Here is a 14833-nt window from a genome sequence, read left to right as displayed (position 1 = left end):
CACTGTTATAAACGATGGGTATGAAAAGGCTTCCGCTAAGTGCGTTGAGCGTGCGCTCAGGGCGCATATTGTCCGTCTGCCGTGCTCTTTGCGTGACGGCAGCCTTAGCCGCGTCTTTGCCAGCTTACGCGAATGACGGAATTACTCTCAAGCAGTATCGCCGTTGGTTGGAAACCTCTTCAAACGTCACGCTGGACAGCTATTTCACCTATGCCCAACGTGCGATGAAGGATCGTAATTACTACGAAGCGGAGTGGGCGCTGCGCAAACTTCTTTCCAATAGTGGTGGTGAACTAGACCGCGTGAAACTGGACTTAAGCCTAGCGTTGCTAGCCCAAGGCAAGTTTCTAGATGCACGGGATTATCTTGAGGAAGTGCTGCGCAAAAACCCGCCACCACAAGTGCAGCAAAATATACGTGCCTTGCTGGCTCAGGTGGGCAAACAATTATCCCCGCATCGCATCACGGGTAATCTGACGGTCGGCTTCAATAGCGATACGAATGGTAACTCCGCTCCGGGTAGCGGCCAAGTGAGCATTATTGATACGAGCGTCACCCTCGATCCAAGCGCCCAAGAGACGGATGATATCAATTACTTCACAGCACTGAGCGTCAATCACACCTACCGCCATGATACGCAGAATCGTACGAAAACGATTCGTTGGAAAACCGATTTGGTGGGCTATTTGTCGCGTCAGGATAAGCTCGACCAGCTCGATGTATCTCTGTTCTCCGCACGAACAGGCCCTGAAGTGACATGGCTCAATACAGGTGTGCGCGCGGGGTTATTTGCAAGTCATAGTGTCGTGAGTTTGGATGGTAAGGGGTATTTGCGTAATCCGAAGGGTGAGTTCGTATTGGATATCCCAATCAATACACGTCTTACCGCTTCCTCGAATACGTCGTTGGAATATCGCGAATTCTTGAACTCCGAGACGGTCACAATCTACGAGGACCGCAACGGCAGAGCATGGCAGCAGACCTTTGGTCTGCGTTACGCCTTTAATGATAAGTGGGCGGTTGATGGTAATCTCTTCTACCGCAGTGAAGGCGCGCGCCAGAATTACTATTCCAACCACCAGTATGGTGGCGGTGTGGGGCTTACCCACTTATTTACCAAAAGCCTGATGATGAATACGCGCCTTGGTTATCGCTACTTTGACTATGATGCTGCCGATTTCCTCATCAGCAACAAGGTGCGTGAAGACCGTGAATCAAGCTTTGGCGTCACGCTTGCCAAATCCTTTACGATTGATGGATACGAGACCAAGCCTTCCGCAACGCTTGGCTATGTGTATCGCGACATGCAATCCAATATCCAGAACTACGACTATGACAATCACCGTGTAACCACTGCACTCAATCTGCCATTCTGAGGGTTCGATGAAAGAAGCCTTTTTGAAAAGTTTTCCTAAGGACACTTCAATTATCATTGAAGGTAGCGTATCGCAGGAGGTGTACCTGATTAAATCGGGCCGTGTAGATATCGTAAAGAACTCGCCCTCAGGTACGGTGAAGCTTGCCTCGCTTGGCCCTAAGGAATTATTTGGTGAAATGGCGTTGATTGAAGAGCGCCCGCGTTCAGCCTCTGCAATTGCGGTGCTCGATACCGAATGTTACGTGATCAATGCGCAGATTTTTGAACAAAAACTTAACGAGCTAGACCCATTCTTGCGCGCTATTTTCCGTGTGATGGGCAATACGATTCGCCGCCTCAGCAAAGAAAAAATTATTGCTGAGCTCGCGCCATGAACCTAACTTTCCGCTTTCGAACGTTAGAGGAAGTGGAAACGCTTTTGCCAACGATTGCTGCTCATTTTCCCAACCCCAAAGCAGTGACGTATGGTCTGCAAGAGTTGATGGTGAATGCCATAGAACATGGCAATCTCGGTATCACCTATGATGAAAAAACCAAATTGGTCGAAAGCGGTACGTGGCATGATGAGATCATTCGCAGGCTAGAGCTCCCAGAATATCGTCACCTATACGCCGAACTATCCATTCAGGCAGATGGTAAGGCCATGTATGTAATGATACGTGACCAAGGCAAAGGATTTGATTGGGGTGCTTACATGCAATGCGATACGATAGACCCAGCGCGCCCTAATGGTCGTGGCATCTGCACCGCGATGAAGTTATCGTTCGATGAGCTTGAGTATCGTGGGACAGGTAATGAAGTGCTCGGCACGGTTCGCCGTTAATACTGCATCACGAAGCGCACAAATGGCCCACTTTTATCTTCGGTGCTGCCCATCGCTTCGCGCCACTGGAAAATAAGCTCGCCGCTAGCGCGTGCTGCACGCTTGGCCTCTTCGTCGAACCAATATTTAATGCTGATGCCTGGGCCAACCTCAACAGAATCGCTGCTGGTATTACGGTTGTGTTGGTGCGCGCCTGCCGCAACAAGGTGCGGCGTCAGCACCCAAGAATGACTTGGACGATAGGAATAGCCAAATCGCGATTCAAGAGTAGCGAATAACTCCGAGCGATTGGTGAGATACGAAACATCTGGGGTGACAAATACATAAGGCCATGCCGTCTCAGTGGGGTCGATATCATAGCCCATCGTATATGCATAGGTGCTGCGGAGCTGCCAATCGCTGATGGCCTGTGAACCTATCGGGAAAAGGCGTGCAGCATAAAGATACCATTCGGTAGCGGGCAGGGGTGTACCACGAATACCTACCGCGCCTTGTGCGGTATTATCATTCAAGTCAAACTGACCACTATTGGAGGATGCAAAGGCTTGTGCAAAAAGTTGCACGCGTCGCTCATTACGCTGCCAGCGCTCTGGACCATAGATGGTTTCAAAGCCATATTGCATCGATTCATTGAAGCTCTGAATGCCTGGAATGCCTGAAGCGCGCGCTAATCCATCGCGGTAGGTTAAGCTGCCATAACTTACCCATTCATCTTCAAGCTGTTGAATGTCGCGGCGTACGGCATGGAATTTTTTCATGTCTTTCTCGGTGTCCAGCATCTTGCGGAACTGTTGCGCCGCTTGCTCTCGGTAGCCTTCATCTTTGAGAGTATAGGCAAAATCCTCGCCGATTTTGGCGTCATATCGCGACTTTAGGCCTGCAGCAAAATGGGGAATCGCAGGTTCATTCTGTTTAAGATTACGATGCGCATACGCCAGTGAGATATGATAAAGACGATTATCTGGCTCCTCAGCAAGTGCGCGCTTAAAGGCGGCCACAGCCTCTTCTGGTTTACCATCTTTCTGTGCCTTAAGCCCCGCATAATATGCTTCTGCGCCGGGTTGTTCGACGATGGCAACAAACCGTGGCTTTGTACGCTTGGGTGCGGAGGCAGCAGGCGGCACCAGAGCCTTAGGTGTTGCTACAGGAAGTTCCACAACAGGCGCGGCAGGTTTCTCTGCCACTAGGGTTGGGTTGGTGGCAATGAAGCGTTTGCCAGTCACGTTTTCATAGGCTTCATGCAGTCGCGTTTCCTGAGGCGAACGCACCAAACCCGATGTCACGACTCGCTCTGCATCTGCCGCTCGTTTTACATCGAGCAGCAAATAGGCAAGTTGAATGCGATAACCAACATTATCAGGCAGTATTTCTACCGCACGCTCAAAAAGCGGTATGGCTTCTTCATAACGTTCTTGCTTGATAAGCTGATAGCCGCGATTTGCAATTGGGTAGGCACGGAAATAATCCAGCGACTCCTCATCTTGCGCAGCATAAACAGGCGGACAAAGCAGCAAAGCCAGCAACGCTATAACACCCAGCTTACGCATTTTCCAGCTCCTGAGATGTTTGAAGTTGCAGCAATGCTTCTTCAACACTGATGCCCATATGTTGGGCCAGCACATTAGCAAGCTCTGGTAGCTCGATCTTTTTCATGTTTAACAACATCTCACCCAAGGGCTTTTTCTCTTGCTTCTGGCGCGCCAGTGCATCGGTTAATGCAAGCTGTGTAATCAAGTTGCGTTCCAAAAGCAATTCGCCCAGACGCTGGCGCATATGCTCAAGCTGATGCGTCGAAGGGTAGGCATGCGCGGTTTTGTCCCACACCATCGGCTTGCCTGTAGCGCGGTGTGCCATGAATTGGCGCAATGCCCGCAGCGATGCGAGAAACGCAATGATATTGCTAACCACCATGCGAGGAATGGATAGCGCTGCCTGTTCCCAGCCATAGATCTGGCCAGTGAAATAGGCGCGGTGCAGAATGCGGTTCATCAGGAAGAAGAAGTTGATCATGATGAGCCACCAAGGGAACGACCAAGTATTGATCAGCGTGGGGAAAAGATACACATCATCAAAGAATATCGGCACGACATTCAGCAGCACAATGTGCAGCAAGAGCAAGTAAGCAACAAACGTGGCAAACGCTGTAAACACGGCCTTACGATCACGAAACAGCATGTAGCGCGTGGCAAGGTTGCCTTGCCAGCCAATAAAGCGCCAGCCTTGGAACACAATGCCTAATATCCAACGTGCCTTCTGGCGAGTGGCGGTACGCACTGTGTCAGGGAAGAATTCACGTGTTGCCACAAATTCGAGTTGGCGGCGGGTGGTAATCTCGCCACTGAAAGGCGAGACCCTACGCACCGTCGCCATGATGCCATAGCGCAAGAATATCTGCTTCATGCCAAGCGATTTGAGGCGGAACCCGATATCATAATCCTCGGTGAGCGAGTCCGTATTGAAAACGGTATTGTTGTTTTGTGCAGCCAGTGCATCAATGGCGCGGCGCGAAAAACAGGTTGCCACACCAGCGCTTGGAATGGCGCCTGTCAGATATTCGCGCACCATCATATCCTTACTGTGCGACTCGGCAAACTCGTCGATATAATGGCTACCAACGAATTTATACCATGGCAGCTCAAGCGGAAAGACAGGAAGCTGCATCATGTCCATACGGCCGATGAGATAGTTGAATAGCTTAAGCTCTAGCCGATGCACCACATCCTCAGCATCATGCATGACGATGCCGGCAAAGCGAATCCCTTGCTTCTGTTCGCACAGCATCACTCCTTGCACCAGCCAATTTAGACAGTCTGCCTTGCAAGTTGGCCCATCGCGCGGCACGATAACCAAATGCACGGTGGGGTATAGCTCGCACATGCGTTGCGCTTCGGCTTGGGTTGCGGGGTCATTCTGATACGCGCCAATGAACATGTGGTAATTGCGATAATCGTAGCTACGCAATGTGTTCTCAATCATCTGCGCGATCACGGCATCTTCTTGCCATGCGGGAATCATTACCGCGAAGGGTGCTTCACTAGGAATGTAGAGCTGCTCGATATCAAGCGGCTTGTATTTGCGGCCCATGAAAAGCTTGCGGCGAATCGTGCGCGACCAATAAATAATGTCGATGAATAAATCATCTAATCCCGAGATGATGATGATGACCGCCGTAATGACCAAAAGCACCTTGATGAGGTAGATGTAATGCGCGGTGATATCGATTAAGAGCATTGTGCGCCGCTATCATAGGTGAGGGAAGGGTCCATAAGCCTCGGTGAATAAATATACGAAGGTCTGATAACAAAACCACCTACCATAGGCAAATAATGCGGCTTTTAAGCGCCTAAAATGCGCTATATTGCTGGCAAAAGCGGTAATTAGCCACATGGCTAGCTGAGGTTTTCGAAACAGAAAATCAGTCGCAAACCGTACATTGTTATAAAAAATATCAATAAGAATCAGATGGTTGCGCGAGCTGGCTGTCATCAAATCGTCACATTCTTCTGATATCTTAGTAGGATGCAGGATATTGATTTCACACAAAAAGATATTCTCTCGGCGTTGGAGCGCGGCGAGCTACCAAAAGCATTCATGGATGAATACAAGCTGATGGATCCTGCTGATCCGCGCGCTAAAGCATTCGCTTCCTACATGAACAAGATTATGGATCGTCTTGTTAAGGGTGCGCTTGCGGAGAATTATCGTGGCGGTAAAATTCCTGAAGTGCGTTTCATGCTCATCGAGGACGAATCACCCAACGCTTGGATGATGAGCGTCGCCAAACCACCGATTGTCGCATTCACATCAGGGCTATTCAAAATTCTCCAGAATGAATCAGAGCTAGCTGGCATCTTGTGCCATGAGCTTGGCCACGATACCTTCTACAACCATTTAGGCCTCAACAAGAATGGCAAGCTGCAAGAGCTTGCTGCCGATCTCAGGGCACCCTATTTGCTTCGCAAAGCAAATTACCCGCAGTCTGCTTTGCGTACTGCACTGAACAGATTGGAGAAGTCAAACCATGCAGATGCAATTGAACGCATCTTGCATACAGCAACGGCCGTACATCCCAATACGCAAGTTCGACTTTCAATGTTGAAGGACGTCGAGCGCATGATGGTAAGAGGCTCAACCGAACGTGGTTGGGGGATGGGTGAACAATCACCGCAATCCATTCAGGATAACCCATTTCCATCGGAAATAAGAAGACTTGGCTCTATCGCTACGAAGAAGGGTGTAGTAGAAAAAAGCCTGGAAGATAGAGGTTTTAGTCGTGCTGCATGGCAGACACAGCTTGATCTGCTAGAGGAAATTTATACGAAGCATATTGAGAACCTAGATCCATTTTATACATCAAGACTAGAAGATTATCTAAAGGCAATCGGCCAATTCAGACAAAAACATGAAGTGCGGTTTAGTGAAGAAAAGACACGCACGCTGATTGATAAAACCTGTTTTTCCAAGAATGCAAAAAATTCAGAACAAATTTATCGTGCATGGGCTGGTGCTACACAGAGCATGTTTAGCCCAATTGCTCCTGTCGGCAATCAAGCACGAATTCAAAAAATCATAGATAACTTTCGTGCGGCAAATAGTGAGTTGGACGCAACAACCGCAGCAAAACAATTAGTGAGTTTGTACGGGCACTATTATAAAAACAATCCCTATCTCATTACGAATATCGATTTTACTGGCTTCGATATACATTATAACCAAAGAGATGTTTTGGCGCGTGGCGGCTCTATTGTTGCACCATGGAAGCAGCATGCTGAATGGGCTGTTAAGACCGAAAATCCAGCATTAATTGAGGCGCTCAAAATTCTTGGCGTAGCATCAATCAATTCAAAGATCGCTGCACTCGCCAAACGTAATAATATTGAGACAACGCCAAATACACGTGCAGCAATCAGAACAGATATCTATGTCGGCTATGAGTATCTTCGTCTGCTATTTGACGGCGATGGAACCATTAAGGCCATCAATCTTAAAGATCCGCAAAGCATGGTTTTAAGGGACAAGCAAAATCAAAGCATCGAAGAAGACTATGTAGATACTGTCGATTGGTCGGAAATGAATTCCAATTTCAAGGGTTTCTGCCAAAAGCATATTGATTATATTCTGGGTAAGCCTTCCTATTCAGACCGCGCCTACCCATTTGCTGAGCGCTTTGTAGATGAGTTGGAAAAGCACATCGCCTTTGGTAAACACAAATCTGATTACGAATGGTTCATTAAAGAATTTTGGCAAGAGATTGATAGCCACACTAGTGCTGTTCTCAAGAGTGAATATAAGGGCAAGTTAGATGGCAAATTAGGCTTTAGTGCTACGCACCCTGTTTATCAGCATTTTCTGGAGAGTTTTTCTTCATCGGGCAAGGAAAGAGTTAGTCTTCATTTCTTGCGTTACTATTCAAGCGATCAAAGCAAGGCTGCACTGGAACGTTGGGAATTCCCATACCGCGTATTTGCGTTTCCTCAAGTGTCAACGATTCAGGGACTGCTCGAAGAACTTGCCAAAGAATCAATCACACTTTCACCTCAGGTAACGACATCGGGATTGAGTGGCGACCGAGAGTTTATACTCAATGCAGTATTTTGTGAAACGATTACTACGCTACAAAATGCAGGCGCGCTGAATCTCGAAGAAATCCATAAGTTACGCCATGTGCTAAGTTCGGGAATAACATGGGGCAGCCTAAGAGTTCAAAAAGAGTTATTTGCAGAACTCAAACAACAATTAGATTCCAAAATTATTGAATGGAAAAAGAGTCAACCCACACCTGATAATTTAAATGAACTAATCACCAACTTTAAGCTACTGCAATCTGGAAGCAGCCCAGTCACAACAGGTGAGAACAACCGCTACATTGATGGGAAACTGCCTTCAATCCTTGCAGAGCATTCCGATATCGCTATCACCTATCAAAAGGCCATTCGTAAAAGCATCACAGAGCTCAGTAGTGCTGCGGAGCAAAAAACCCATCTAGAAAAACTAATTTTCAAGGATGACTTGCCAGCAGGCTTAAGTGCTCAGATCAATTATATGAAGCCAGCATATTCTGGCGATATTGATGATCCGAAATTCAAAGATTGGGTCACCAAGGCGTATGTCTTGGCGACGGCAAATTACCTAAAAGATCTAGATCCAACTGCGCGTGCAGGGGCTCTCGAAGAACTGATTAAGTCGCTAAAGCAAAAAGCGCCTGCCGTGCGTACTGCCGTCATCATGGAGATGCTGCTTAAAACAGAAGCAGCAAATATTTATAAGCCGACAGAAGAAGAAGCGAGCCTACTACGCGAGCACATCAACGATAGTACGCTTGAAAAGGCCAACTCTCTGCACCTGCATTTTGCGGGCACCGAGGTATCCGTTCTTGAGGCTTCCAAGAATCCAGATGTTAGGGCCAAAGTCCTAGAACTGCTAACCAGTCCCTACGACATACGTAATGCAAAAGAATTCCTGCAAGCCATTAAAAAGAATGTTTTCGAATACAGAGATGATTTGCGGACGCTATTCGATACTACGGTGAGTCAAGAAGGCCAACTCTATGGTATTGAGCTATTACATAAGACCTTTTGGAATACGCAGTTCGAGGTCAGAAGCCTCATCATGAATAAGATTCTGTTCCCCGTCGAACAGGAGAATGATTCAGCCATCATGTCCCAAGGGATCAATTACGCGATTGATTCTGCTTTGCCCCCAGAGGAAGCAACCCGCAACCAAGAAGTCAGTGCTGCCCGAAAAGTAGTGCAATCCTATTTTGAAGCAACAGACGACTTGGCCGATAGACGCTTTATGGCGGCGGCTATCCTAACCGCTAATCCACCAGAAACGCGTGAGAAGGGGACAGAAATTTCCCCTGCCAAAGGCCTAAGCTTGGTGTTAGGCGCAATTGACCCCGCAGGTGACAAAGTAAAGCAGGCGATTGAAAGTCACCCTGACACCCCGCAATCCATCAAAGAAGCGTTCAAAGATTCTAAAACCATGGCGAAGAATCCGCCGCGCGATATCGTGATAAAATGGGTGAAGGAATCCAACCAAGACCTGCCAAAAAGTCAGCAAATTCGGCAATTATCGCGCATATTAGGTGCAGGTTCATACGGTATTACCGTCCAAGGATTCCGCGAGGACGGCAGTAAAGTTGCGCGTACCATTCTATACCCGAACGTAAGACCAAAAGCTGAAAACGAATTTAAGATCTTGAGCCGTGCCGTTGATATTTTGGTGAAGAAGGATCCAAGATTTGAACCCGTATTAGACATGGTACGTCAGGCGCAGCGTAGCTCATCCGTTGAAACCGATATGGATATTGCAGCTAAACAAGCCCACCTTGCTGCTAATCTCTATGACGGCATGAAAATTACAGTTGGTGAAGAAGCATTCACTTTTCAAGCAGCGCCATATATCGGCCACGGAGCCGATCACAAAGATTTCTTGGTAATGCCAGGCAAGCATTTCAACGATATTTGGACCAGTGCTAAAAAATCAAATGAGCCAAAAGAGATTGAGCGCGCCAAAGCGATGGCCAAGGCGTTATTGACAGTCGAAATTCTTAGCTTGCTGCGCGGCGGGCCATTTGACCATGACCGTCACGGCGGCCAGCAACGCATTAGCGGCAATCATATTGGCCAGTTTGATTTTGGCGGTATGAGTCTTGCCGAAATGACCGAGCATGAAAAGAAGCTGCTGGGCAAGGTATTCGGAAAAGTCATTGGTGGATTTACGCCAGGAAAATCGATTGCTACGCTGATCTATGAGTCAGCTAAATCCGTGGCTACTAGCAAAGAAGATCGCGATTTCCTTGCAGCTATCCAACGTGGCATTCTTGCGCTGGGTAACTTCCAAGAGCCCCTAGATCAAATGGATATGTTGTCGGTATTAGCAGCAGTTGTGGGTAGCGGTCAGGTGGACGCGACCATACGTCAAAGCATCGAAGCGCAACTGGATGATAACGGCAAAATGATGTTGTCTATGCTTGAAATGCAAGCATCAACATGCGGTATCACCATTGAAAAGACACAAGAGAAGTTCCAAGCGACCGATGTGACCGATGAAGAGGACGTAGGTGACCTTAGCAATCTCGATTACATCGAAGAAGAGTATGTTTCTGGTATCAGAGAGGAAGCGGAAGCTTCCGAAGTAAAAATAGAAAATAAGCGCAAAAAAATAAAGTATGGCGATGAATCAAGAGAACCAAGCGGCAATAAAATAAGCAATGCAGCGAAAATTGCTGCTGGTATTGCTGCAGCTACGGCTGCAACTGCAGGCGCAATTGCGCTCGCAGATTCCAATAGTCAGTCGGAAGATATCAATACACGCGCCGCCCGTGGCATGAGAAGCCATGCCAAGTCAAACACGTCTTCAGACCCTACTTTGAAAAATATTGCTGGCATCACACTCTCTACCGTTGGGGCCGCCGCGCTGCTGGACGGAATTGGCTTCGCAGGAAAGGGGCTAAGCTCGCTTACGAAGGCGTTCAGCAAAAATAAACTTCAAGACGCGATACATGTTAAGCCTAACAAAGGTGGTATGTTCAACGTATCCACCGCGATTGGTATCGTTACCGTCGGGCTGTCGGCCTTGCTGCTGATGCAAAAAGACAGCAGCGATCAAAACCAGACACGCTAGATTAAACCCCTCTATTACCACCGCTTTTTAACTAGATAGCCAGCATGGCGTTCAGGAGGCTTTGTGCACCCAAATACGCCAAGGTTACTGGGAGCAATCGTTTAGAACTCAATTACTTGACCCAAATCAAGACGTGAAAATGCGGTGTTTATAGAGTGCCCATCAATGGAAGCATTACTTTCGCATTGTATGGCGGCTTTTTCCCAAACGGGTGGAGTGTTGTCTGTATTTTTTCTGGGTGGACTCATGGGCAGCCTAACGCATTGCCTCGTCATGTGTGGGCCAGTGGTGGCATGCCAGTCGGCATGTGGTGGCACGTGCGGCAAACGTATGAGTGGGGCATCGCAGTGGCAATACCATCTGGGTAGATTAGCAACCTATGGCGCGCTTGGGTTTTTTGCGGCGCTTTCTTCTAAACAGATCGCTGCCGCTTCTTATTGGCCAATTCTCTCTGCAACGATGATGGTAATGGCAGGCATTGTGTTCTTAGTTAGCGCATTATTTCCGTCGCGCCATGCGTTGATTGGTAGTTCGCCGCGCAACGGATTTCTGCGCGGGGCATTGATGAGCTTCATGCCTTGCGGATTACTATATGGCGCACTGATGATGGCGGCAACGCTCGCCAATCCATTCGCCGGTATGGTGGCAATGTGGTTGTTCGTACTGGGCACAATTCCCGTCTTATTAGTTGCAAGCGGAAGTGCAGCAATTCTTGCGCAAAAATGGAAAGAGATGATGAGCGGCGTTGGCCGCTTCGGGATGGCATTTAATGGGCTGGCACTTCTGGTGATGGCCGTCAATATTGTGAGGTAATAACATGCAAACCGCCATGCGCAGTGCGCCAGACTATAACGATGAAATTGTAAAAAAATTCACCATCGCCGCACTATTTTGGGGTGTAGTGGGTATGTTGGTGGGCTTGGTGATTGCCCTGCAAATGGCATTCCCTGAATTGAATATGGAGCCATATTTGAGTTTTGGCCGCCTGCGTCCTGTGCACACGTCGGGTGTCATCTTTGCGTTTGGTGGCAGCGTACTATTTGCTACTTCATACTTCATCGTTCAGCGCACCTGCCGTACGCGCTTATGGAACGACACGCTCGCTAATTTTACCTTCTGGGGTTATCAGGCATTCATCGTCATGGCCGCGCTGGGCTATGTGCTGGGCGTTACACAGAACAAAGAATACGCCGAGCCAGAGTGGTATGCAGACTTATGGCTGACGGTGGTGTGGGTTGCGTATCTACTAATTTTCTTGATGACACTTAAGAAGCGCGAGGAACCGCATATTTATGTGGCAAACTGGTTTTTCCTTGCCTTTATCGTCACCGTGGCGGTGCTGCATTTGGTGAATGGAGTTAGCATTCCTGTATCAGGAATGGGCAGCAAATCGGTGCCGCTGTGGGGAGGAGTTCAGGCTGCGCTGATTCAATGGTGGTATGGGCATAACGCGGTAGGGTTTTTCCTCACGGCAGGGTTCTTGGGCATTATGTATTATTTTATTCCCAAGCGTGCCAATCGCCCTGTTTATTCGTACAGGCTTTCGATTCTGCATTTTTGGTCGCTGATATTTATTTATATCTGGGCGGGGCCACACCATTTGCACTACACCGCTTTGCCAGATTGGGCGCAAACGCTTGGTATGACCTTTTCCATCATGCTGTGGATGCCAAGTTGGGGCGGCATGATCAATGGTGTTATGACCCTGTCAGGTGCATGGAATAAGCTGCGCGATGACCCCGTGTTGCGCTTCATGATTGTTGCGCTGGCATTCTACGGCATGAGCACTTTCGAAGGCCCGCTCATGTCCATCAAGGCCGTCAACTCGCTCAGCCATTATACGGATTGGGGCATAGGTCACGTGCATTCAGGCGCGCTAGGTTGGGTCGCATTCATTAGCTTTGGCGCTATTTACCACCTCGTACCTGTGCTTTGGAAAAAGAAAGAACTGTATTCCATGCGACTGGTGAATACCCACCTTTGGGTCGCGACTATCGGCATCGTGTTCTACATCACTTCCATGTGGATCTCAGGCATCATGCAGGGCCTGATGTGGCGTGCATATGATGCGATGGGATTCCTTGAATACTCCTTCGCAGAATCGGTGGAGGCCATGCATCCTTACTACCTCATTCGCGCATTGGGCGGGCTGCTCTATCTCTCCGGCATGCTGATCATGGTCTATAATTGCTGGAAAACCATTACAGGATGTAGCAAGCAATGCTCTACCTGCCAGTGCGGTACGGAGGTTGCTCATGCTTAAGCATCACAAAAAACTCGAACGCAATTCCATCCTACTATTGATTGGCACGATTCTAGTCATTTCGATTGGCGGCTTGGTCGAGATTGTACCGCTATTCCGCATCGAGACGACTATTGAGAAAGTGAGCGGTATGCGCCCACTGACACCACTCGAGCTAACGGGCCAGCAAATTTATATGCGCGAGAATTGCAGTGCGTGCCATAGCCAACAGATTCGACCACTGCGCGATGAAGTGGAGCGTTACGGCCATTATTCGCTCGCTGCTGAGAGCATGTATGATCATCCATTCCTGTGGGGTAGCAAACGTATTGGACCAGACTTAGCGCGTGTCGGTGGCAAATATTCCGACGAATGGCACGCGGCACACCTTGCCAATCCACGCGATGTGGTCCCAGAATCTATCATGCCAAAATATAGCTTCATGGCCGAGCATGCAGCAAACCTGCGCAAGGTGGGAGACCTGATGAAAGCCTATAGCGTTACAGGTGTTCCCTACACAGATGATATGATTGAGAATGCCTATAATGATGCGATGGCGCAAGCGCATGCCGATAGCGACACAACAGGTCTGAACACCCGCTATGGTGAGAAAGTGAATGTGCGTGATTTCGATGGGCAACGCTATCTCGTGTCCGAGATGGACGCGCTGATTGCCTATCTGCAAACACTCGGCACTCTTGCCGACATCAAAAACTATCAGTTGCAAGAAGAGGGTAAGCGCTAATGGAAACGCTAGCACATTATGCACCCATCACAGGGCTTTTGTTTTTCTTCATTGTGTTTGTTGGCATTGCTATTTGGGCGTGGCGACCAAGTGCAAAACAAGAATTTCAATGCCTCGGCATGATCCCGCTAAAGGAGGACAGCCATGACTAACGCGCATGATAAAGACGAGCTCTCAGGCGTAGAGACCACAGGGCATGAGTGGGATGGCTTGAAAGAGCTAAATCACCCTGCGCCGCGCTGGTGGCTTTGGGTGTTTTTTATTACGGTGATCTGGGCGGTAGGCTATTGGGTTGTCTATCCTGCATGGCCAACGCTTTCGGGCAATACGAAAGGCGTTGCGGGTTGGACATCGCATCGGCAATTGGCGCAATCGCAGGCCGAAATCACGGCGCGTCGTGGTACGTTCGCCGAGAAAATCAATGCTCACATTTTGGAAGAGATTCAACAAGACCCAGAGCTTTACGCCTTCGCTGTGGCGGCAGGCAAAACGGTATTCAAGGAGAACTGTGCTGCATGTCACGGCACTGGCGCGGCAGGCGGTAAGGGCTATCCCAACCTCAATGACGATGATTGGATATGGGGTGGTGATCTGGCGTCCATCTATCATACACTTAAAGTAGGTGTACGCTCAGGGCATGACGATGAGCGGGGTACACAAATGCCAGCATTCGGAGAGATGCTAAAACGAGAAGAAATCGTCAGTCTGGCTGACCATGTATTGGGTCTTGCTAGTAGCAAGGAATCAGACGAGGCAACCACTGCACTGTTTAATCAGAATTGTGCAGCATGCCACGGCGAGTCTGGCACGGGTAGTCGTGAAATGGGCGCTCCCAATCTGGCGGACGCTATTTGGCTCTACGGTGGCGATAAAGCGAATGTCGTGCAACAAATTACCAACCCACGGCATGGTGTTATGCCGAATTGGGATACACGCTTGCCCGACGCAACCATCAAGCAATTATCCATTTACGTGCATTCACTCGGTGGGGGTGAGGCCTCAGCGCCTAACCCATAG

General features: G+C 48.7%; 11 protein-coding genes. 9 read left to right on the top strand and 2 right to left on the bottom strand.

Annotation, left to right across the window (positions count from 1 at the left end; all coding sequences use genetic code 11):
• The first annotated feature begins 20 nt into the window (after positions 1 to 20).
• Genes J0M34_05615 through J0M34_05605 form a run of 3 tightly spaced genes read left to right on the top strand, consistent with a single transcriptional unit; the run spans position 21 to position 2201 of the window.
• A complete protein-coding gene (locus tag J0M34_05615) occupies positions 21 to 1376 on the top strand; it encodes a DUF560 domain-containing protein (protein MBN8543725.1) in 1356 nt (451 codons plus the stop codon).
• 7 nt (positions 1377 to 1383) lie between these two features.
• The gene (locus tag J0M34_05610) at positions 1384 to 1752 is read left to right on the top strand and encodes a cyclic nucleotide-binding domain-containing protein (protein ID MBN8543724.1); all 369 of its coding nucleotides are present in this window, start codon (positions 1384 to 1386) and stop codon (positions 1750 to 1752) included.
• Positions 1749 to 2201 (top strand): ATP-binding protein, encoded by a 453-nt coding sequence (locus J0M34_05605; GenBank protein ID MBN8543723.1) that lies wholly within the window; start codon positions 1749 to 1751, stop codon positions 2199 to 2201. The genes J0M34_05610 and J0M34_05605 overlap by 4 nt, the downstream gene beginning before the upstream one ends.
• Here the strand turns inward: J0M34_05605 and J0M34_05600 are convergent.
• Positions 2198 to 3748 carry a tetratricopeptide repeat protein gene (locus J0M34_05600; protein ID MBN8543722.1) on the bottom strand — a complete coding sequence of 517 codons (1551 nt, stop codon included), beginning with the start codon at positions 3746 to 3748 and terminating at the stop codon, positions 2198 to 2200. The genes J0M34_05605 and J0M34_05600 overlap by 4 nt on opposite strands.
• The gene (locus tag J0M34_05595) at positions 3741 to 5432 is read right to left on the bottom strand and encodes a glycosyl transferase family protein (GenBank protein MBN8543721.1); all 1692 of its coding nucleotides are present in this window, start codon (positions 5430 to 5432) and stop codon (positions 3741 to 3743) included. The genes J0M34_05600 and J0M34_05595 overlap by 8 nt, the downstream gene beginning before the upstream one ends.
• A 288-nt stretch (positions 5433 to 5720) precedes the next feature.
• Here J0M34_05595 and J0M34_05590 point away from each other — a divergent pair, with 288 nt between their 5' ends.
• The 6 genes from J0M34_05590 (at position 5721) to ccoP (ending at position 14833) form a co-directional block, all read left to right on the top strand.
• Positions 5721 to 10829: a M48 family metalloprotease gene (locus J0M34_05590; protein ID MBN8543720.1), complete on the top strand. Its 5109-nt coding sequence runs from the start codon at positions 5721 to 5723 to the stop codon at positions 10827 to 10829.
• Positions 10830 to 11018: 189 nt separating this feature from the next.
• Positions 11019 to 11642, top strand: a complete 624-nt coding sequence (locus tag J0M34_05585) for a sulfite exporter TauE/SafE family protein (GenBank protein MBN8543719.1) — start codon at positions 11019 to 11021, stop codon at positions 11640 to 11642.
• 4 nt (positions 11643 to 11646) lie between these two features.
• Entirely contained in the window at positions 11647 to 13092 is a 1446-nt protein-coding gene (gene ccoN, locus J0M34_05580; GenBank protein ID MBN8543718.1) for a cytochrome-c oxidase, cbb3-type subunit I, read from the top strand.
• Positions 13079 to 13816 (top strand): cytochrome-c oxidase, cbb3-type subunit II, encoded by a 738-nt coding sequence (ccoO, locus tag J0M34_05575; protein ID MBN8543717.1) that lies wholly within the window; start codon positions 13079 to 13081, stop codon positions 13814 to 13816. The genes ccoN and ccoO overlap by 14 nt, the downstream gene beginning before the upstream one ends.
• Positions 13816 to 13968: a cbb3-type cytochrome c oxidase subunit 3 gene (locus J0M34_05570; GenBank protein ID MBN8543716.1), complete on the top strand. Its 153-nt coding sequence runs from the start codon at positions 13816 to 13818 to the stop codon at positions 13966 to 13968. Before ccoO ends, J0M34_05570 begins: the two co-directional genes overlap by 1 nt.
• Positions 13961 to 14833 carry a cytochrome-c oxidase, cbb3-type subunit III gene (ccoP, locus tag J0M34_05565; GenBank protein MBN8543715.1) on the top strand — a complete coding sequence of 291 codons (873 nt, stop codon included), beginning with the start codon at positions 13961 to 13963 and terminating at the stop codon, positions 14831 to 14833. Before J0M34_05570 ends, ccoP begins: the two co-directional genes overlap by 8 nt.

This window comes from Alphaproteobacteria bacterium (genome assembly GCA_017302575.1).
Classification (GTDB): Bacteria; Pseudomonadota; Alphaproteobacteria; order Rickettsiales; family UBA3002; genus JAFLDD01.
Note: the sequence above shows the minus strand (reverse complement) of the source record. Positions and strands in the feature narration are given on the sequence as shown.

Coding starts and splice junctions, on each gene's coding strand:
- J0M34_05605 (MBN8543723.1), top strand. CDS start 1,749: ATGAACCTAACTTTCCGCTTTCGAACGTTAGAGGAAGTGGAAACGCTT.
- J0M34_05600 (MBN8543722.1), bottom strand. CDS start 3,748: ATGCGTAAGCTGGGTGTTATAGCGTTGCTGGCTTTGCTGCTTTGTCCG.
- ccoP (MBN8543715.1), top strand. CDS start 13,961: ATGACTAACGCGCATGATAAAGACGAGCTCTCAGGCGTAGAGACCACA.
- ccoN (MBN8543718.1), top strand. CDS start 11,647: ATGCAAACCGCCATGCGCAGTGCGCCAGACTATAACGATGAAATTGTA.
- J0M34_05585 (MBN8543719.1), top strand. CDS start 11,019: ATGGCGGCTTTTTCCCAAACGGGTGGAGTGTTGTCTGTATTTTTTCTG.
- J0M34_05570 (MBN8543716.1), top strand. CDS start 13,816: ATGGAAACGCTAGCACATTATGCACCCATCACAGGGCTTTTGTTTTTC.
- J0M34_05595 (MBN8543721.1), bottom strand. CDS start 5,432: ATGCTCTTAATCGATATCACCGCGCATTACATCTACCTCATCAAGGTG.
- J0M34_05615 (MBN8543725.1), top strand. CDS start 21: ATGAAAAGGCTTCCGCTAAGTGCGTTGAGCGTGCGCTCAGGGCGCATA.
- J0M34_05610 (MBN8543724.1), top strand. CDS start 1,384: ATGAAAGAAGCCTTTTTGAAAAGTTTTCCTAAGGACACTTCAATTATC.
- J0M34_05590 (MBN8543720.1), top strand. CDS start 5,721: ATGCAGGATATTGATTTCACACAAAAAGATATTCTCTCGGCGTTGGAG.